General features: G+C 65.2%; 13 protein-coding genes. 9 read left to right on the forward strand and 4 right to left on the reverse strand.

Annotated elements, in window-relative coordinates; genetic code table 11:
- Positions 1-136: 136 nt before the first annotated feature.
- From AC1Q6X_RS06770 to AC1Q6X_RS06780, 3 genes are read left to right on the forward strand one after another with little or no spacing between them, the layout of a single operon-like run.
- A complete protein-coding gene (locus AC1Q6X_RS06770) occupies positions 137-2,119 on the forward strand; it encodes a serine protein kinase (RefSeq protein ID WP_492416787.1) in 1,983 nt (660 codons plus the stop codon).
- Positions 2,120-2,121: 2 nt separating this feature from the next.
- Entirely contained in the window at positions 2,122-3,339 is a 1,218-nt protein-coding gene (locus tag AC1Q6X_RS06775) for a DUF444 family protein (RefSeq protein WP_492495966.1), read from the forward strand.
- Complete coding sequence (locus tag AC1Q6X_RS06780; protein ID WP_492495968.1) at positions 3,336-4,847, forward strand: SpoVR family protein; 1,512 nt, start codon at positions 3,336-3,338, stop codon at positions 4,845-4,847. Before AC1Q6X_RS06775 ends, AC1Q6X_RS06780 begins: the two co-directional genes overlap by 4 nt.
- A 222-nt stretch (positions 4,848-5,069) precedes the next feature.
- On the opposite strand, the gene AC1Q6X_RS06785 is transcribed toward AC1Q6X_RS06780, so the two are convergent.
- Entirely contained in the window at positions 5,070-6,305 is a 1,236-nt protein-coding gene (locus tag AC1Q6X_RS06785) for an SDR family oxidoreductase (protein WP_492495970.1), read from the reverse strand.
- Positions 6,305-7,621: a nucleotide sugar dehydrogenase gene (locus AC1Q6X_RS06790; RefSeq protein ID WP_492495972.1), complete on the reverse strand. Its 1,317-nt coding sequence runs from the start codon at positions 7,619-7,621 to the stop codon at positions 6,305-6,307. The genes AC1Q6X_RS06785 and AC1Q6X_RS06790 overlap by 1 nt, the downstream gene beginning before the upstream one ends.
- Before the next feature lie 241 nt (positions 7,622-7,862).
- On the opposite strand from AC1Q6X_RS06790, the gene prsT reads away from it, so the two are divergent.
- From prsT to AC1Q6X_RS06805, 3 genes are read left to right on the forward strand one after another with little or no spacing between them, the layout of a single operon-like run.
- On the forward strand, positions 7,863-10,646 hold the full coding sequence (gene prsT / locus AC1Q6X_RS06795) for an XrtA/PEP-CTERM system TPR-repeat protein PrsT (RefSeq protein ID WP_492495974.1): 2,784 nt from the start codon (positions 7,863-7,865) through the stop codon (positions 10,644-10,646).
- A gap of 3 nt (positions 10,647-10,649) precedes the next feature.
- Positions 10,650-13,112 carry a hypothetical protein gene (locus AC1Q6X_RS06800; protein ID WP_492495976.1) on the forward strand — a complete coding sequence of 821 codons (2,463 nt, stop codon included), beginning with the start codon at positions 10,650-10,652 and terminating at the stop codon, positions 13,110-13,112.
- Positions 13,109-13,885 carry a S1 family peptidase gene (locus tag AC1Q6X_RS06805; RefSeq protein ID WP_230503324.1) on the forward strand — a complete coding sequence of 259 codons (777 nt, stop codon included), beginning with the start codon at positions 13,109-13,111 and terminating at the stop codon, positions 13,883-13,885. The genes AC1Q6X_RS06800 and AC1Q6X_RS06805 overlap by 4 nt, the downstream gene beginning before the upstream one ends.
- A 4-nt stretch (positions 13,886-13,889) precedes the next feature.
- Here AC1Q6X_RS06805 and AC1Q6X_RS06810 read toward each other — a convergent pair whose 3' ends face one another.
- Both AC1Q6X_RS06810 and AC1Q6X_RS06815 read right to left on the reverse strand, forming a co-directional pair.
- Positions 13,890-14,636, reverse strand: a complete 747-nt coding sequence (locus AC1Q6X_RS06810) for an N-acyl amino acid synthase FeeM domain-containing protein (RefSeq protein ID WP_099408420.1) — start codon at positions 14,634-14,636, stop codon at positions 13,890-13,892.
- 200 nt (positions 14,637-14,836) lie between these two features.
- Positions 14,837-15,460 (reverse strand): XrtA/PEP-CTERM system exopolysaccharide export protein, encoded by a 624-nt coding sequence (locus AC1Q6X_RS06815; protein ID WP_230503325.1) that lies wholly within the window; start codon positions 15,458-15,460, stop codon positions 14,837-14,839.
- A 253-nt stretch (positions 15,461-15,713) separates the two neighbouring features.
- Between AC1Q6X_RS06815 and AC1Q6X_RS06820 the strand changes: the two genes are divergently transcribed.
- The 3 genes from AC1Q6X_RS06820 to AC1Q6X_RS06830 are packed head-to-tail and all read left to right on the forward strand — an operon-like array spanning position 15,714 to position 19,609.
- Entirely contained in the window at positions 15,714-17,243 is a 1,530-nt protein-coding gene (locus AC1Q6X_RS06820) for an XrtA system polysaccharide chain length determinant (RefSeq protein ID WP_492495979.1), read from the forward strand.
- 19 nt (positions 17,244-17,262) lie between these two features.
- Entirely contained in the window at positions 17,263-18,087 is an 825-nt protein-coding gene (locus AC1Q6X_RS06825) for an XrtA-associated tyrosine autokinase (RefSeq protein WP_230503327.1), read from the forward strand.
- On the forward strand, positions 18,071-19,609 hold the full coding sequence (locus AC1Q6X_RS06830) for a TIGR03016 family PEP-CTERM system-associated outer membrane protein (protein WP_492495981.1): 1,539 nt from the start codon (positions 18,071-18,073) through the stop codon (positions 19,607-19,609). The genes AC1Q6X_RS06825 and AC1Q6X_RS06830 overlap by 17 nt, the downstream gene beginning before the upstream one ends.
- The last annotated feature ends 10 nt before the right edge of the window (positions 19,610-19,619 follow it).

Raw genomic sequence — 19,619 nt, forward strand, 5'->3', positions numbered from 1 at the left:
GCGCGGCGAGGATAAAAATAGTTCCCTCGTCAAGGTTGAGCGAGATCAGTCGTGCGGGCAGAGGCAGCGTCGTATACTTGACTGGCAGGCTGGAACTGGGCCTGCACACGGCAGCAACGGTATGGATGGGGAAATAATGACGATTCCTGGTAGGCCACACCAATCCGATGACGACGCGCCTGCTGGCGAGCAAGGCCAGCATGCGGGTTTTGTGCACGGCATGGCGGCCTGGGCGGAAAAACACCGCATCAGTCCGTGGCGTGGCAGTTTTGCCGACTTCATCGAGCAAATCCTGCCCGGCCGCGCGGGCCTGCTGACGCGCAGCGCGCACCAGTATCTGTGGGACATGATGCGCTGGAACGGCCAGACCGACGACAGCGGGCGCTTCCGCTGCCGCCTGTTCGACGACGAGCTGTTCGGCATCGACGAGGCGATCGACCGGGTCGCCGCCTACTTCAAGGCCGCCGCCGCCGGCTCCGAAGTGGGCCGGCGCATGCTGTTGCTGCTGGGCCCGCCATCGGGCGGCAAGTCGACCATGGTGATCCTGCTCAAGCGGGGGCTGGAAGAATACAGCCACAGCAGTGAAGGCGCGCTATATGGCATCGCCGGCTGTCCCGTGCACGAATCGCCGCTGCATCTGGTGCCGCACAGCATGCGCGCCGACTTTCGCGCCAGCTATGATGCCGAACTGCACGGCGAACTGTGTCCCCATTGCCGCGCCCGCCTGGAAGAACAGTACGGGGGCGACTTCCTGCGCATGCCCGTCGAGCGCATCCACCTGTCCGAGGCGGGTCGCTGCGGCATCGGCACGTATGCGCCGCACGATCCCACCACGGCCGACCTGGCCGACCTCGTGGGCTCCGTCGACCTGTCGAAAGTGGCGCAGTACGGCGACGAAGGCGATCCGCGCGCCTGGTCCTGGTCGGGCGCCGTGTATGCGGCCAGCCGCGGCATGCTGGAAATGATCGAAATCCTCAAGGTCAAGCGCGAATTTCTCTACCTGCTGCTGACCCTGACGCAGGAAAAGAATGTCAAGGTGTCGCGCTTTCCCCTGATTTACCTCGATGAAACCATCGTCGCGCACACGAATCTGGCGGAATTTCGCAAGTTCATGCAAGAAAGCGAAAACGAGGCCCTGCTCGACCGCATGGTCATCGTGCAAGTGCCGTACACGCTCAATTACCGCGAAGAAGCGCGCATTTACCGCAAGTTGATCCAGGCGGCAGCGCCCGCCTTCCGCGACGTGCACCTCGATCCGCACGTGCTGCATGCGGCGGCCGTGTTCGCCATCCTGAGCCGCTTGCCCGAGGGCGACGACAAGGAAGCGGAACTGGTCAAGAAACTGCGCGTGTACGCCGACGAAGACGTCGACGACTTGCAGCATGCCGACATCCGCCGTCTGCGCGAACGCGACAAGGCGCCCGACGAAGGCTTGGCGGGCGTGTCGCCCCGTTTCGTCATCAATGCCCTGTCGCACGCCATCATTTCCGCCCAGCGCAACAGCCTGTCCACCATGGACGTGCTGCTGGCCCTGAAAGACGGCATCGAAAGCGATGCGCGCATCGAACCGCGGCGCAAGCGCAAGTGGGTCGATTACCTGGTGCTCACGCGCAAGGACTTTTATAACCGCTGGGTCAAGGCCGACGTGCACAAGGCCCTGTTCGTGTCGTTCGAGCAAGAGGCGCAAGACTTGCTGAACAAATATCTCGATGAAGTCGAAGCCATGCTCGACAACCGCCAGATCCGCGACCCCATCACCAGCGAAGAACGCCGTCCCGACGAACGCTTCCTGCGCGCCGTGGAAGAAAAAATCCACATCAGCGACTCGGGCAAGCAGTCGTTCCGCCAAGAAGTGGTGCGCAAGGCCATGAGCGCCTTCAAGCGGGGCGAGGCGTTCGGCCTGGGCAGCCATGCGCAACTGCACGACGCCATCCAGCAATATCTGTTCGAGCAGCGGCGCGACGTGCTGCGCCTGGTGGGTTCAGCCAAGCGCCCCGATGACGACGTGCGGGCTAGGATTTCCGCCGTCGAGCAGCGCCTGGTCGACGAATACGGCTACGACGCCCACAGCGCGCGCGAAGCGCTCAACTACGTGACCACCTTGCTGGCGCAGGAATAGCCATGTCCGCCACGACCTCGCCAGGCAAAGGCAAGCAGGATGGTCCTGCGGCAGTCGCCGCGCCCGACCTGGCCCAGCCCTGGTACGGGCTGTTCTCGCGCGGCGCGCGCGACTGGCTGCGCCACAACCAGAAAGTGCGCGACGCCGTGCAGGCGCACCTGCCCGAGCTGATCGCCACGCCTGACCTGATCGGCGGGCCGCAGCAGCGCACGGTACAAGTACCCATGCGTCTGCTCGAACATGCGCGTTTCCGTCTGGCGCCCGCGCGCAACAGCATGGGCGCGGGCCAGGGAGACGGCCAGCCCGGCGATATCCTGCGCGCGGCCGACCCTGCCGCCACGGGCGGGGCTGGAACGCAAGGCGAAGGCGGCGATGGCGAGGGAGCCGTACGCCTGCTGCTGGAGTTTCCCATCGACGACATTCTCGACTGGCTGTGGGACGCCTTCGAGCTGCCGCACCTGAAGCCCCGCCACGTAGGGCCGATGGACGAAGTACAGCTCGTGCGTAGCGGACTGGACCGTCATGGCGCCCGGTCGCGCCTGGACCGCCGGCGCACCGTCAAGGAAGCGATCAAGCGGCGCGCGCTGCAAACGCAGCCCGTGCCCTTCACCAATGAGGACTTGCGTTACCGCCAGGTCCTGCCACAGCCCCGGCCCAGCACGAACGCCGTCGTGTTTTTCGTACTGGACGTGTCGGCCAGTATGGCGCAGGCCGAACGCAAACTGGCCAAATCCTTCTTTTTCTTTGCCTTGCAGGGCTTGCGCCGCAGGTATGCGCGCGTGGAAACACGTTTTATTGCCCATACGACGCGGGCCTGGGAGTTTTCCGAAGCCGAGTTCTTCCAGGTCAACGGCATGGGCGGCACCATGGCATCCACCGCCTTTCGCCTGAGCCGCGAACTGCTGCAGGAACACTATGCGCCGGGCCGCTACAACGCCTATCTGTTCTATGCCTCCGATGGCGAGAATTTCAGCGAAGACCGGGCGGCGGCCAGCCTGGCCCTCGGTGAACTGGCCGCCCTGCTCAACTACATGGGCTATGTGGAAACCGTGCCCGGCGTACCGCGCAGCCTGGAAACGGAAATGCACAGCCTGTGCGCCGAGCAGGAACGCCGGGGCTTGCCCTTGCACAGCAGCATCCTGAGCAGGAATGACGATATCTGGGCGGCCATCCGCACCTTTTTCCAGCACGAAGCGGCCGAGACGGAGGACGCGGCATGACGCGGCATGACGCTCAGCACCATGGCGGCACGGCAAACCTGGCCGGCCTGGACGCCTACGCGCCGCGCATCGAAGCGCTGGCGCGGAAACTGGGGCTGGAATTTGTCCCCGTCGAGTTCGAGCTGGTGCCGGACAGCTTCATGGCCGAGATCGCCATCTATGGCTTGCCCGTGCGCATGCGCCACTGGTCGTTCGGCGTGCGCTACATCCACCAGCTCGTGCATCAAAAGATGGGCAACTCGCATATGTTCGAAGTCATGTTTCCCGGCGACCCTTGCCATGCCTACATGGCCGAACACAATTCCGTGGCGGAAAACACCCTCGTCACGGCGCACGTGCTGGGCCACGCCGACTTTGCCAGCCGCAATGCCCTGTTCCTGCGTTTCGGCGCCATGGCGGGCCAGCACATCCTGGAACAAAGCGCGGCGCGGGCGCAGCGTCTCGAACTGGCGCTGCAACGCCATGGGCAAGAGCAGGTGGAAGCCGTGCTCGACGCGGCACTGGCGCTCGAGCAGCACGTGGACGTGCACGCCGAACTGCACCGGCCGCCGTATGCGGCGGCAGCGGCGCCAGCCGGCGTGGCCGGCACGCAAGCCAGACCCGACGCGGAAGATCCTTTTGCACAACGCTACCGGCGCTTGCCCGGCGAAGCGGCCGCGCTGGCGGCACATGAGGCGGCCCGGGCAAGGCTGGCGCAGCGCCCGCTCCTGCCGCCGCAGCCCGAATACGATTTACTCTGGTTTATCGCACAACATGGGCCGGAACTGGCGGACTGGGAACGCGACATTTTCCTGGCCGTGCGCGAAGAGTCGTTTTATTTTTATCCCGTGTACGCCTGCCAGATCATGAACGAAGGCTGGGCCTCGTACTGGCATGCGCGGCTGCTGCGCGAAGCCGACTTCCTGCCGCCGGCCTTGTACCTGTCCGCCATCAAGTCCCATTCGGACGTCGTGCGCCCTTACGCGGGCGAGCACCAGCAGGCGCTGGCCGTCAATCCCTATCATTTGGGCTTTTGCATGTGGGAACACATCATCGAGCGTGAAGGACTGGCACGGGCGCGCCAGATTTGCCGTGACGACGACGACTGCAGTTTCATACGCAATTATCTGGACGGCGAACTGGCTGACCGCCTGGGCCTGTTCGTGCATGAAAGCCACCGCGATGGCGAAACGCGCCTGGCCAGCCGCGACTTGGCGGCCATCTGCGAAGCCATCCTGGCGCCCAAATACAACTATGGCGCGCCGTGCATCGCCGTCACCCTGCTCAACGACGACGGCAGCCTGGTGCTGCGCCACGATCACCAGCGCGATGGGCGCGGCCTCGACCTGGAGCGGGCGGAACAGGTGCTGGCGTACATCGCCCGCATCTGGCGCCGCCCCGTGACCCTGCATACGGCCGATTTCCGCGGCACGCCCCGGGTTTTGCGCAGCAAGGCCGATGGCGTGCCGGAGCCGCCCGCGCCGACGGCGTCAGCAACAACGCCGACAGCGCCGCCCGTGCAACGCTGAAAGGCAGACGTTGCATGCAGGACTTGCGCAAACTTTCTGCCGGCATGCGCGGCACTGACGCGGGTATGATTCCACATTGACGCAGACTTCGCGTGCCTGTACGTGCGTGCATGCGCATCAGGCGCGGCCCGCCTGTACCTCATGCGCAACTCATGCGCAGCTCACACGCGAATCGCACGCAGCCGCTCACACGCATCAACCGCCATACGCAACTCAGCCAACTCAGGCAACGCCGGCCCGGCCTGCCTGCGCCACATACCAGGCGATGGTCTGCCGCAAGCCTTGCGCCAGAGTGTGCGTGGGCACATAGCCGAGCAGGCGGCCCGCCTTGGCGATGTCCGCCTGCGAATGGCGCACGTCGCCGGCGCGAAACTCGCCGTAGTGCGGCGCCTGCGGTACGTGCTGCGGGCGGACGGCAAGCAGCATCTGCTGCATGGTGGCGTGCAATTGGGTCAGGCTGGTGCGGGCGTTGACAGCCACGTTGTAGACCTGGTTGACGGCGGCCGGGTCGGTGCGCGTGGCGGCGAGGATATTGGCTTGCACGGCATTGTGCACGAAGCAGAAGTCGCGGCTGGTGGCGCCATCGCCATGGATGCGCACGGCCTGATTATCCAGCATGGCGGCGATCCAGCGGGGAATGACGGCCGCGTAGGCGCCCAGCGGGTCCTGGCGCGGACCGAAGACATTGAAGTAGCGCAAGCCCACCGTCTGCACGGTGTAACAGCGCGCGTACACCTGCGCGTACAGTTCGTTGACGTATTTGCTCAGGGCATACGGCGACAGGGGCGCGCCGATGTGCTGTTCCACTTTCGGCAAGGCCGGATGGTCGCCATACGTGGCGCTGGATGCGGCATACACGAAGCGCCGCACGCCCGCCTCGCGGGCGGCGGCCAGCATGTTCAGGAAGCCGCTGACATTGACGGCGTGGCACAGCAGCGGGTCTTCCAGCGAACGCGAGACGGAACCGAGCGCCGCCTGGTGCAGCACGTAGTCGACAGCGCCGCCCGTATCAGCCAGGCCGCGCCCGGCCAGGCTGCCGCCAGCGCCGCTGGCACCATCGGCCGCATCTGTCCCGCCGTCCGCCTCGCCATCGCCATTACCACCGCTGGCGGCCTGTACCGGCACGCCGCACGCGCGCGCGCACGCCTGCAGGTCGCGGATATCGCCTTCCATGAAGGTGAAGCGGCGCCACGCCTGCTCGCCCACGCTGGCGCGCACCTGTTCCAGGTTGTGGCGATGGCCCGTCATGAAGTTGTCGAGGCCGCGCACTTCCTGTCCCAGTTGCAGCAGGGTTTCCAGCAGGTGCGAACCGATGAAGCCGGCCACGCCCGTCACCAGCCAGCGGCGCGGCGTTTGCACCAGTTGCGCGCAGGCTTGCGCGTACGCGCCGGCAGCCGGGCCGCCAGCGGTGGCGCCTTGCGCCGCGTTTGCGGCCCGATCGAAGGCATCGGCCGCCATCACAGCCGCCACACGTGCAGGCCGCCGTCCTCCAGCGGACGGGGGTCGAAATGCGATTTGATGTCGATGAAGCAGCCATTTTCCAGCACCTTGGCCTGGAGGTCGGCCAGCGGGCGGGCCAGCAGCGCCTGGTGCGAGACGGCGCTGATGATGGCCTCGGCCCGCGGCAGCTGTTCCCAGCTTTCCAAGGTCAAACCGTATTCTTCCAGCGCTTCGCGGCCATCGGCGACCGGGTCGTGCACGTGCACCTGCACGCCGTATGATTGCAGTTCATGGATCATGTCGACCACTTTCGAGTTGCGCAGGTCCGGGCAGTTTTCCTTGAAGGTCAGGCCCAGCACGTTGACGTGCGCCCCTTTCAATTTGAAGCCGGCGCGCACCATTTCCTTGATGGTCTTTTCCGCCACGAACTTGGCCATGCCGTCGTTGATGCGGCGCCCGGCCAGGATCACGTGCGGGTGGTAGCCGAGCATTTCCGCCTTGTGCGTCAAATAGTATGGGTCGACGCCGATGCAGTGGCCGCCCACGAGTCCCGGACGAAATGGTAAAAAATTCCATTTCGTGCCGGCCGCCTGCAGCACTTCCAGGGTGTCGATGCCGATGCGGTCGAAGATGATGGCCAGCTCGTTCATCAGCGCGATGTTCAGGTCGCGCTGCGTGTTTTCGATCACCTTGGCCGCCTCGGCCACCTTGATGCTCGAGGCCCGGTGCACGCCCGCCCCGACCACGCCTTCGTACAGGGCGGCCACCTTGTCCAGTGTCGTGGCGTCATCGCCCGAGACCACTTTGCGGATGCTGTGCAGGGTGTGATCCCTGTCGCCGGGGTTGATGCGCTCGGGCGAAAAGCCCACATGAAAGTCGTCCTTCCAGCGCAAGCCCGAATGCTGTTCCAGGATGGGAATGCAGATGTCCTCGGTGGCGCCCGGATACACGGTCGATTCGTAGATGACGATGGCGCCGCGCCGCATGTGGCGCCCGACGGCCGCGCTGGCGCCGGCCAGGGCCGAAAAGTCGGGATTGTGCGCGCTGTCGACGGGCGTGGGCACGGCCACGACGATGAAATCGGCCAGTTGCAGCTCGGCCGGGTCGCAGCCCACGCTCAGCCATTGCGCGGCCAGCAACTGTTCATGGCTGACTTCGCCCGTCGGGTCGATGTGGCGCCGGTAGCTTTCCACCTTGCGCGCCGACAAGTCAAAGCCGATCGTGCGCTGGCGTGTGCCAAACGCCACGGCCAGCTGCAAGCCCACGTAGCCGAGACCCACCACCGCCACCACGCCCGCCTTGCTATTGATATTGCTATTCACATTGCTGTCCATATGCATGTGCTCCGAATGGTTGCGGCCTGCGCATCACCGTCCGGGAAATTCTACGGTTGCCGGTTTGTCCATTCTTGAGCGAGAACAAGAAAACCGGGACGGCGGCAAGCATGCGCGCGGACAATCGGCGGCTTGTTGAGCGCAATCAAGGAGACCGGCTGCCATCTTTTTAAGCTAGGCCATGCCCATCGCCCATCGCGAATCGGCTAATCGTCCACGCACGCCGCTACCGGAGATTTCCATGGCCCTTTCCCTGTCCCGCCCTTTCCCTGGCCTGCCGGCCGCCGCGCTGTGCTGTGTCCTGCTGCTGCCCCTGCTGACGGCTTGCCACGGCACGCAGAGCAGCGAAAGCCTGCTGGCCGACGCGCAGCAGTACCGGCAGAAAGGCGAAGCGCGGGCCGCCATCATCCAGTTGAAAAACCTGCTGCAAAAGGAACCGGACAATGCGGCCGCGCGCTTGCTGCTGGGCAGCATCTATATCGACACGGGTGAAGCGCTGTCGGCCGAGAAAGAATTGCGCAAGGCAAAATCGCTGGGCCTGGCGCCGCAGCAAGTGATGCCACTGCTGGGCAAGACCTGGCTGATGCTGGGCCAGTTCGACAAGGTGCTGGCCGAGATCCCCGACGATGCGGCGCAGCCCGCCAGCGTGCTGGCCCTGCGCGGCGACGCCCTGCTGGCCCTGGGCCGTCAGGACGAGGCGCGCGCCCTGTTTGCGCGCCTGCTCGAAGCCCATCCCGACCAGGTCGAGGCCTTGCTGGGACTGGCGCGGCTGTCGGCGCTGGAGCAGCAGGTACCGGCGGCCGAGCTGCTGCTGGCGCAAGCCCTGAAAAGCGCGCCCGCCAACCTGGACGCCTTGCGCCTGCAGGGCGACCTGCTGCGCCTGCAAGGCAAGAACGGCGCGGCGCGGCAAGCCTATATGCAGATCCTCAAGATCAAACCGGACAATACCCAGGCGCACATCGACCTGGCCAACCTCGACATCGTCGACAACCGCTATCTGGAAGCGGCGGCCCAACTGGCCACGGCGCGCAAGACGGCGCCCAACAGCCTGGGCCTGCTGCAGGCGCAGGCCTTGCTCGATTTTCGCCAGGGCAAGAACAAGGCGGCCTTGCAGGGCTTGCAGCTGGTGCTCAAGGCGGCGCCCGATCACATGCCGTCCATCCTGCTGGCCGGCGCCGTGCAACTGGCGCTCGGTTCGCCGCAACTGGCGGAAAGCTATCTGCGCCGCTTCCTGGCCGTGTATCCCCAGCACCTGTACGCCGTCAAGATGATGGCCTCGATCGAACTGATGCGCGGCAAGACCGACGCCGCCATCGGCTTGCTGCAACCGATGCTGACCGCCTTCCCCGACGACGTGGAATTGCTGTCGCTGGCCGGCGAAGCCCACTTGCGCGCGCGCCAGTACGACAAGGCGACGGCATATTTCGAAAAAGCCAGCACCCTGGCGCCGGACACGGCCAGACTGCATGCGGCCTTGGGCATCAGCCGCCTGGGCATGGGCGAGAACAGCCGCGCCATCAATGAACTGGAACGCGCCAGCATGCTCGACAAGAGCACGCCGCAGGCGGGCACCATGCTGGTGATGACCTTGCTGCGCAACAAGCAGAACGACAAGGCCCTGGCCAGCGTCAAGATGATGGAACAGCAGCAGAAAGGCACGAATCCCCTGCTGCTGAACCTGAAAGGCGGCGTCTACCTGGCCCTGCGCGATCTGCCCGCCGCGCGCGCCAGTTTCGAGCAAGCATTGAGCATGGACCCCGTGTACTTGCCCGCCCTGAACAACCTGGCGCAGATCGACCTGGCCGAGAAAAAGCCGGAGCAGGCGAAACAGCGCTTCGAGAAGGCGCTGGCGAAGGCGCCGAAAAATGCCGACCTGTGCGCGGCGCTGGCCAAGCTGGCCGCATCGGAGGGCAAGACGGACGAGGCGCGGCGCTGGCTCGAACGGGCCCACCGCGACAATCCCGACGCCGTCGCGCCGGCCCTGCTATTAAGTAATTTTTACCTGAAGACGGGCGCGCCCGAGAAGGCGCTGGAACTGGCGCGCACCTTGCAGACGGGCCATCCGGGCGACGCCGATGCGCTGGCCCTGCGCGCCCAGGTCGAGTACAGCGCCGGCCAGGCGCCGGCCGCGCTCGACAGCTACAACAAGCTGGCCAGCCTGCAAACGACATCCGCACCCTTGCAGATGCGCATCGCCAGCCTGCACCTGGCGCTGGGCGACCATCATAACGCGCTGCAAGCCGTCAAGCGGGCGCAGGCGCTTGACCCGGCCCTGCTCGAAGCGCGCGTGGTCGAAGTGGCCCTGCTGTTGAACCTGAACCGCCAGCGCGAGGCGCTGGCCGTGGCGCGGCAAGTACAGGAACAGCAGCCGAAGCTGGCGGCCGGCTACAAGCTCGAAGGCGACGTGCTGATGGAGCAAAAGCTGCCGCAGCAAGCCGTCAAGCTGTACCAGCACGCCTTCGACATCAGCCCCATCGGCCCCTTGCAGGTGCAGCTGTACCGCGCCTTGCAGGCGTCGGGCCAGACGCGCGAAGCCGATGCGCGCATGGCCACCTGGCTCAAGGCACATCCGGAAGACTTGCCGACGCGCACGTACCTGGCGGGTACTTACCTGGCGGCCAAACAATACCGCGCTGCCATCGAGCACTTCCAGTATGTCGTCGCCAAGGACACGGGCAATGTCGTGGCGCTGAACGACCTGGCCTGGGCGTATCAGCAGGAAAAAGATCCGCGCGCGCAAGCGATGGCCGAGCAGGCGCTCAAGCTGGCGCCCGACAATCCCGCCGTGCTCGACACCCTGGGCTGGATCGTGCTGCAGCAAGGCGACGTCAAGCGCGCCACGGCCCTGCTGCGCCAGGCGGCGGGGCTGGCGCCGAAGTCGCCCGAAGTGCAGTACCACCTGGGCGCGGCCCTGGCGAAATCAGGGGACAAGGGCGGTGCGCGCAAGCAACTGGAACAATTGCTTGCCGCAAACAAGGACTTTCCGCAGCGGGCCGAGGCACAGGCCTTGCTGACCCAGCTGTAGGCCATGGCTGTGCAAGCTGCCGTGGCCGGCCTGGCAGCGCGTCCGCTGGCCCTGCTGGCGGGCGTGGCCTGCGCGCTGGCCTTGCGCCATTATCCGCTGGGTCACGGCTGGCCCGGCCTGCTGTTTGCAGCGCTGCTGCCCGCGTATTTCCTGCTGCTGTGCTGGCGCCCCGCCTGCTGGCTGTTCTGCGTGCCCGCCCTGCTGCCCGTGCTGGACCTGGCGCCGTGGACGGGCTGGTTCTTCCTCGAAGAAATCGACGTGCTGCTGTTGCTGACGGTGGCCTGCGGCTACTGGCGCCTGGGCGGCCCCGTCCAGAGCGCCGCGGCCACGCTCCCGCCCGCCGCCCGTGCCTGTTTGCTGCTGTGCAGCCTGGCCTGGCTGGCGGCGCTGCTGCGCGGCGTCCTGCCGCTGGCGCCCCTTGACCTGAACGCCTGGGATAATTACTTGAGTCCCTACAACAGCCTGCGGCTGGGCAAGGCCTGGGCCTGGAGCATGCTGCTGCTGCCGCTGCTGCTGCGCGACGGGAATGCTTCCGCCCTGCGCCGCTACGCGCTGCCGGGCATGCTGGCCGGACTGGCCATGGTGTCGCTGTTCGCGCTATGGGAACGGGCCGTGTTTCCCGGCCTGACGAACCTGTCGAGCGACTACCGCATCACGGCGCCGTTTTCCGCCATGCACACGGGCGGCGCCGCGCTCGACGGCTACCTGGCGCTGAGCCTGCCGTTTGCCGCACTGTGGCTGGCGCGCGCCCGCAGCCGCTGGCAGGCGGCACTGACTTTGCTGCTGCTGGCCCTGGCCTTGCACGCGGCGTTCACCACGTTTTCACGCGGCCTGTACGCGGCGCTGGCGGCGGCCATGCTGCTGGGATTCTGGCAAACCCTGCGGGCGGCGCCCGGCGCGGCGCGGCGCCCGCCTGGCCGCCCGCCCGTGCGCGGTGTGCTGCTGCGGCTGCTGCTGGCCGGCCTTGGCACTGTCCTGCTCGTGTACATGTTCAGCCTGGCCGGCTACCGGGGCTTGCTCGCCGCCGTCGTCCTGCTCGCGGCCAGCTTCGTGCTGGCGGCGCGGCCCTTGCCGTGGCGTCTGGCGCCGGCCAGCCTGCTGTGCGCGCTGTGCCTGCAGGGCTTGCTGGCCGCCTGGTGGCCGGAGCCGGCCGGCCAGAACACGGCCGGCTGGCTGAAAGGCCCGTATTTCCTGTTCCTGCTGGCGGCCGTGCTGCTGGCGGCCGTGCTGTGGCCCGGCGCTGGCGCCCCTAAAGGGCCTGTCAGACTGGGCCTGGCGATGATGGCGTGGACCATGCTGGCGTGCAATCTGGCGTGGATAGGCTGGCATTGGGCCGGTCCGCCCGCCCTGCTGCCGGCCGCCCTCGTCGTCCTGCTGGCCATGCTGATGCTGTGCAACGGACGCTTGCGCCCGCCGCTGTGGCGGCTGGACCGGGCCAGCCTGAGCATCGCGGGCGCGGCCGGCATCCTGCTGCTGCTGGCCATCCCCGTGTCGGCCAGCTATTACGCCACCGAACGTTTCGCCACCACGGCCTTCGACATGCAAGGCCGCTTGCGCCATTGGCGGCAAGCGCTGGCCATGCAGCCGCCCGACCTGGCCAGCCGTCTGTTCGGCACGGGTAGCGGCAGCTTTCCCGCTACTTATTACTGGCACAATCCCCAGCGCGAAGTGCCGGCCAGCATCGCGTATGCCGAGGAAGGGGGAAACCGGTATGTGCGCCTGGCCAGCCCCGGCTACAGCGCCGGTTATGGCGAGCTGCTGCGGCTGCTGCAACGCCTGCCCGTGCAGCCCGCCACGCGCTACACCCTGGCGCTCGACGTGCGCCGAACGGGCCCCATGCCGGTGCTGCAGGTGCGCCTGTGCCAGCGGCAATTGCTGTACGCCCAGGGCTGCGTGAACGTTCCGCTGCGCCTGCGGCCTGTGCCGCCTGGCACGCAGCCCGGCGGTTGGCAACACTATGAAGTACCGTTCGACAGCGCCTGGCTGGGCGCCGGTGCCTGGCTGCTGCGCCCGCCCGTGCAGCTGGAACTGGCGGCCAGCGGGGCGGCTGACTCGTCCGTGCTCGAAGTCGACAATCTGAGCTTGCGCGCCCCGGGCGGCGAGGAATTGATCGCCAACGGGAGCTTTACGCAAGCCAATAATTACTGGTTTTTCAGCAGCGACCACCATCATTTGCCGTGGCATATCAAGAGCATGGCCTTGCATCTGCTGATCGAAACAGGCTGGTGCGGCGTCATGTCCATGCTGGCCCTGCTGGTTCTGGCTGGCACGCGCCTGCTGAGCCAGGCCGCGCGCGGCGATTCCGGCGCGCTCGCTTGCGCCGCCGCCCTGCTGGGTTTTCTCGTCGTCGGCCTGTTCGACAGCCTGCTCGACGTGCCGCGCATCGCCCTGCTGTGCTATCTGATGCTGCTGTGCGCGCTGCTGCAGCCCGTGCCACCTCCTCACGTTGAAAGTGCGCCGCCATGAAAGCCCTGCCGTTGACATGCTTTTCCGCCCTCCTGTTTTGCCTTGCCCTGGCCAGCGCGCCTTGCCGCGCCGATGCTCCGCTGGCGCAAACCATCGCGCGCATCAAACCATCGATCGTCGGCGTGGGCAGCCTGCAAAAGACGCGCACGCCGCCGATGAATTTCATCGGCACGGGCTTCGTCGCCGGCGACGGCTTGAGCGTGCTCACTTGCGCCCATGTGATCCAGAAACTGCTCGACGCCAATCCGAACGAAGTCATCGGCATACTCACGGGCCAGGGCGAGGCAGCGCAATTTCGCCCCGCCAAGGTCCAGGCGCTGGACACGGAACACGACCTGGCCTTGCTGCGCCTGGCGGGCGCGCCCCTGCCTGCCCTGGCGCTGGGCGACGCGGCCACGGTGCGCGAAGGCCAGGCCATGGCCTTTACGGGGTTTCCGCTCGGCACCTTGCTGGGCTTGCACCACGTGACCCACCGCGCCACCGTGTCATCGCTGACACCCGTGGTCATGCCCAGCGAAAACGCGCAGCGCCTCGACGTCCGGCGCCTGGCGCAGCTGCAAAAAGCGCCTTACACCGTGTTCCAGCTGGACGCGACGGCGTATCCGGGCAGCAGCGGCAGCCCCTTGTTCGATCCCGAGACCGGTCTCGTCTACGGCATCGTCAACATGGTGTACGTCAAGGGCCTCAAGGAGGCGGCCATCAGCGCGCCGAGCGGCATCACTTACGCGATTCCAGGCGGCTACATGCAGGCGATCTTGCTGAAAAATAAATGAATAATCAGTTGCGCCCCTGCCTCAGCCGGTCCGTAATGCCGGGCTCATCCCATGTCGGAAAAAAAAAGGGGTAAAACGACCGTTCACCCCCATGCTGTTCCATCAGGCCACCGTATTTGCGGATCTGGGCCCCCATGTAATCGAGGTCCAGCCGTAGCAGCACGGCCGGCGCCCCCACGCGCGTGCACTCGCGCTCGCCGCCGAAGTCCTGGAAACCCAGCATGCGCTTGTAAAACACCACGTGGCGCGGGTTGACTTCGATCACGTAATCCGTAAAGCCGTGAATATTGTGGGCATAGATATAAGAAATATGAATCAGCGCCGCAAACACGCGCTTGCTCACCCCCTTGTCGATGGCCAGGCGCGACGGTTCGCACAGGCGCCGGCCCTGCTCGCGCAGGACGTCGAGCTTGTCGCGGAAGTTTTCATCGGCGGGCAAGCCCGTCTCGTCATTGTCCAGGCACAAGGTCATGGTGCCGACGGTGGTGCCGGCCGTTTCCGCAAACAGTGTGATTTTATTGAGCGCATGGGCCGTGCCGGGATCGACGGCATAGCCGCGCCAGCCGTACATCTTGCGGATCAGCAAGCTGGCCGCTTCGCGCCGGCCACGCGAATTGGCCATGCGGATATGAAAGCGCTGCAGGTCGAGCTCGTGCTCCATGGCCGGGTCGATCTGCCCCTCGCCTACCACCAGGTCGCTGAAAGTACCAGGCGTGTCGAAAGAAATAATGGGTTCATCTTCAAAGCTCATCTTGTCCTCACGTTCATCGGCAGCCGTCGAGACGGACTGAAGCCAATGCCTTGTGACAAGACAAAAACGGGAGAAGTTCCCACCTTTAGCTAAAAAAACAGAAGAAATCTGTCTTTAGATAGCAAAATAACACGCTGAAATTTGCCGAAAAGTACAAAATGACAAATATAAGTGCTGTTTTGACACTGCCGAGGCCGCTGCTAAAAAAAACTCTCCGGGATCAGTAAAACGTCGCCCGGCCGCATCATGACATTGGCGGAAATATCGCCCTCCTTCAGCAAATCGTCGAGCCGCACGGCCAGCTGCTGCTGGTTGCCTTCGCGCATGCGGATGATGCTGGCTTTGTTGCCGGCCGCGAAGTCGGTGATGCCCCCCACGGCGATGAGCACGTCCATCAGCGACATGCCCTGCCGGTACGGCAGCGCCTGCGGCTTGGCCGCCTCGCCGATCACCCGGATCTGCTCGCTATATGGCCCCGAGAAATTGGTGACAATGACCGTCACCACGGGCTGCTGGATGAACTTGCTCAAGGCTTGCTCGATGTCGCGCGCCAGCTGGGTTGACGTCTTGCCGCTGGCGGCCAGATCCTCGACCAGCGGCGTGGTGATCTTGCCGTCCGGCCGCACGGCCACCGTCAGCGACACTTCCGGATTGCGCCAGACGATGATGTTGACGGAGTCGCCCGGACCGATCAGGTAATCGTGCATGGGAGCGCTGTCGTCGGAAGGCGCCAGCGGATAGCGAGTGCGGCAGGCGCCCAGCAGGCTGGCGGCGCCGGCCAGGACCAGCGTATTGCAGAGAAATACACGGCGAAATGGATTCATGCGGAGCCTCTTCGAGTCGATGCGCGTCCATGGGCAGCCCCGCAGAACCAGCCTGGGCCGCGAACTTCCTATGATTATTAAAACCCGGCAAGTGAACCTTGAGGCGTATCAAGAAGCAATCATCTTGGGAAATCTTGCTCCGCAGCCGCCCTATACTTGCTTACTCAACAAGCAAGTATTTTTTGTAAGACGTCGTCGTTGTCCGCGCCGCCAGCCCATCTGCCGTGCAGCACCGTCACCTGAAGGAAGCGACATGGAAGAATTGATACAGCAACTGCTTTCCGGCTTGAAAGGCATCTGGAAGTACCGCTGGCATGCGGTGCTGGTGGCGTGGCTGGTGGCCATCGGCGGCTTCATCAAGGTGATCACCCTGCCCGATGACTACCAGACGTCGGCGCGCGTGTTTGTCGATACGCAAACCATCCTCAAGCCGCTGATGGCCGGCATGACCAGCGTGCCGAACACGGAACAGCAGGTGGCCATCATGAGCCGCACCCTGCTCAGCCGCCCGAACGTGGAGCGGGTCATGCGCATGGTCGACCTCGACCTGGACTCGAAGACCGTACGCGAGCACGAGGCCCAGCTGGACGAGTTGATGAGCCGCATCAAGATCACGGGCACCAATGCCTATGACATCTACACCATCAGCTACAGCGGACGCGATCCCAAGCTCGTGCGCGACGTCGTGCAAAGCTTGCTGACCATCTTTGTCGAAGGCAGTTTCCAGGGCAAAAAAGGCGATTCGCAGAAGGCAGTGCAATTCATCGACGAGCAGATCAAGAATTACGAGGACAAGCTGAGCGCGGCGGAAAACCTGGTGAAGGAATTCAAGATCCGCAACAACCTGCTGCTGCCACGCCAGGGCATCGACTATGGCAGCCAGTTGCTGATGTCGTCCGATAGCCTGAACAATGCCAAGCTGGAACTGGTCGAGGCGGAACAGGCGCGCAAGGCCATCCAGAGCCAGATCGAGGGCGACGAGCCCGTGCTCGACATGGAGCCGAACGCGGCGTCCATCACGAATCCCGAACTCGACGAACGCATCGCCTCGCTCAACAAGAACCTCGACAACCTGCGCATGCAATTTACGGAATTGCACCCCGATATCATCGCTTCGAAGCGGCTCATTGCCCAGCTGGAAGAACGCAAGATCGAGGAAAGCAAGCTGAAAACGGCGTCCGGCGATCCGGGCAAGAATTACAGCCCCATGCTGCAGCAATTGAAGGTGGCGCTGACGGACGCGGACGCCAAGGTGGCCGCCATCCGCGCCCGCGTGCAGGAGTATACGGCGCGCAACGAACGGCTGCTGGCGCAGAGCAATGCCGTACCCGAGGTGGAATCGCAGCTGGCGCAGCTCAACCGCGACTACATCATCAACAAGGAAAACTATGAAAAGCTGATCGGCCGGCGCGAAGCGGCCAAGCTGTCGGGCGAACTCAGTTCCACCACCGAAATGATGGCCTTCAAGATCATCGACCCGCCCACGGTGCAATATGCGCCCGTCGGCCCGAACCGCCCGCTGCTGTTCAGTGCGGCGCTGGGCGCGGCGCTGGTGGCCGGCGTCGCCACGGCCCTGCTGATCAGCCAGGTGCGCCCCACCTTCCTCAGCCCCTCGGAACTGCGCGACGCGACGGGCTTGAACGTGCTGGGCACGGTATCGATGAACTGGACGCCACTGCAGCAGGTACGCCGCCGCCGCGCCCGCTATGGCTTCGGCGCCTGCCTGGGCAGCCTGTTTGTGCTGTATGGCGGGGTCATGACGGCCGCGCTGCTGAAATTCTAGAGCCACCAAGGGAGCGACGATGAGCAGCAAGGACAGCGGCAAGCAGGAACCCACGATCCTCGGCGTGGCCGAGGCCAGCGTGCCCTATGGCGTGGATGGCGCGCAGGCGGCCCGGTCGCCCCAGTACCGGGCCCTGAACCTGGACCGGCTGGCCGAGCAAGGCATGCTCACGCACGATGGCGGGCGCAGTTCGGTGGCCGAGGATTTCCGCATCATCAAGCGCCCGCTGCTGCGCCAGGCGCGCGCCAGCGGCGCCGAGGCCATCCGCCACGGCAACCTGATCGTCGTTACCAGCGCCATGCCCGGCGAAGGCAAGACCTACTGCGCCATCAACCTGGCCATGAGCATCGCCATGGAAATGGATATCACGGTGCTGCTGGTCGATGCCGACGTGGCGCGCCCGTCCGTGCTGAAAGTGCTGGGCCTGCCGCCGGAACCAGGGCTGATGGACGTGCTGCTCGACCCGCAACTGGCGATGGCCGACGTGATCCTGAAAACCAATGTGGCCAATCTGAGCATCCTGCCCGCCGGGCGCAGCAACAAGCACGCGACGGAATTGCTGGCCAGCCGGGCCATGAGCCGGCTGCTGGCCGAAATCGCCAGCCGCTATGGCGACCGCATCGTCGTCTTCGATTCGCCGCCCCTGCTGATCACCAGCGAAGCGCACGCGCTGGTGGGCCAGATGGGACAAGTGGTGATGGTGGTCGAGGCGGAAACGACGACACAGCACGCCGTCAAGGAGGCACTGCGCCAGATCGAGTCGTGCGAACACATTCATTTGATCTACAACAAGACCAAATCGTTCCCCGGCAACGACTACTACGGTTATGGCCATTACGATTAGCCGCGGGGTTTCGCTGCCGCCACCGCTGCTGCTGCCCTTGCTATCCCTGCTGCTGCCCCTGCCAGCCGGCGCGGTCGACTGGCTGGTGAAACCGTCGCTGCGCCTGCGCGAAAGCTATACTGACAACGCCTTGCGCGCGCCGCCGGGCCAGGCGCAATCGGACTTCATCACGGAAATCGCGCCCGCCATCGCCCTCATCGGCACGGGACCCCGGCTGCGCGTGCACCTCGACTACAGCTGGCATAAATACCTGTCGGGACAGCGCGCCGATACGGACAACCACGAACTGCACGCCTCGGCCGACGCCGAACTGGTCAAGGACTGGTTCTTCATCGATGCGGACGCCAGCGTAAGCCGGCGCAACATCTCGCCGTTCGGCCCGCAGCTGATCGACGACCTGCCCGACACGGACAATACCAGCACCGTGCGCACCACGGGCATCAGCCCCTACCTACGCCACCGTTTCCGCGGCCTGGCCACGGCCGAGCTGCGCTACACGCGCAACACGGTCGATAGCGGCGGCGACCTGCTGTCCGTACACAGCGATGAAATGGAATTGCTGCTCAGCGGCGAGCCGCGCGGCAACGGCTGGACCTGGAACGCCAGCCACGACGTACGCCGCACCCAGGACAGCAAGCTGGCGCCCGTACGCATGCAGCGCAGCAGCGTGGGCCTGCGCTATCCGTTCAACAGCAAATGGTCGGCCACGGCCAGCGGCGGCATGGAAAAGGAAGGTTATATCTCTACCAGCGGCAAGGCGCCTGAGGGCCGCTTCTGGTCGCTGGGCGGCGTGTGGACGCCGTCGCCGCGCACCAGCATCGCCTTCAGCACGGGCAAGCGCTTTTTTGGCACCACCTACAGCCTGGACGCCAATTTCCTGCAGCGCCATACCAACTGGCAACTGAACTACAGCGAAAACATCACCACCATGCCGACGCAGTTTTCGCGCCTGGGAAACCGCGACGCGGGCCAGTTGCTTGATCAATTGTGGCGCGGCATCTTTCCCAACGCGCGCGACCGTCGCCTGCGCATCGATGCCTTCCTGCGCTATGCCAACAGCCTGGGGCCGGAACGGGGCGCCATCAATTACTTCAGCCACCGCTATTTCCTGCAAAAGCAGCTGAAGCTGACGATGGCGCGCGCCACGGCGAAAAGCACGATGATCGCCGGCATCACGGCCGTCGACCGCACGGCACAAACGGCCAGCGGCATCGACAGCGGCTTGCTGCCCGGCGTGGAATTCGGCAGCGAAGACCGCACGCGCCAGATCGGCGGCAACCTGGGCTGGAGCTGGCAAGCCAGTTCGCGCACCAGCGTGAATGTCAATGCCGGCTACGCCAGCGTGCGCTCGCTGACCGTGCCCCGGCGCGACAACAACATCACCGTGACGGCGGGTTACACCCGTATCCTGCAGCCGAACATGACGGCCAGCATCGATGTGCGGCATACGCGGCACGCCAGCAACCGGGGAGGCGACTACCGCGAAAACGGCGTCAGCGCCACCCTCAACATGCAATTCTAAGGAGCCCGCA

The sequence above is a fragment of the Janthinobacterium sp. GW823-FHT06H09 genome (genome assembly GCF_058794735.1).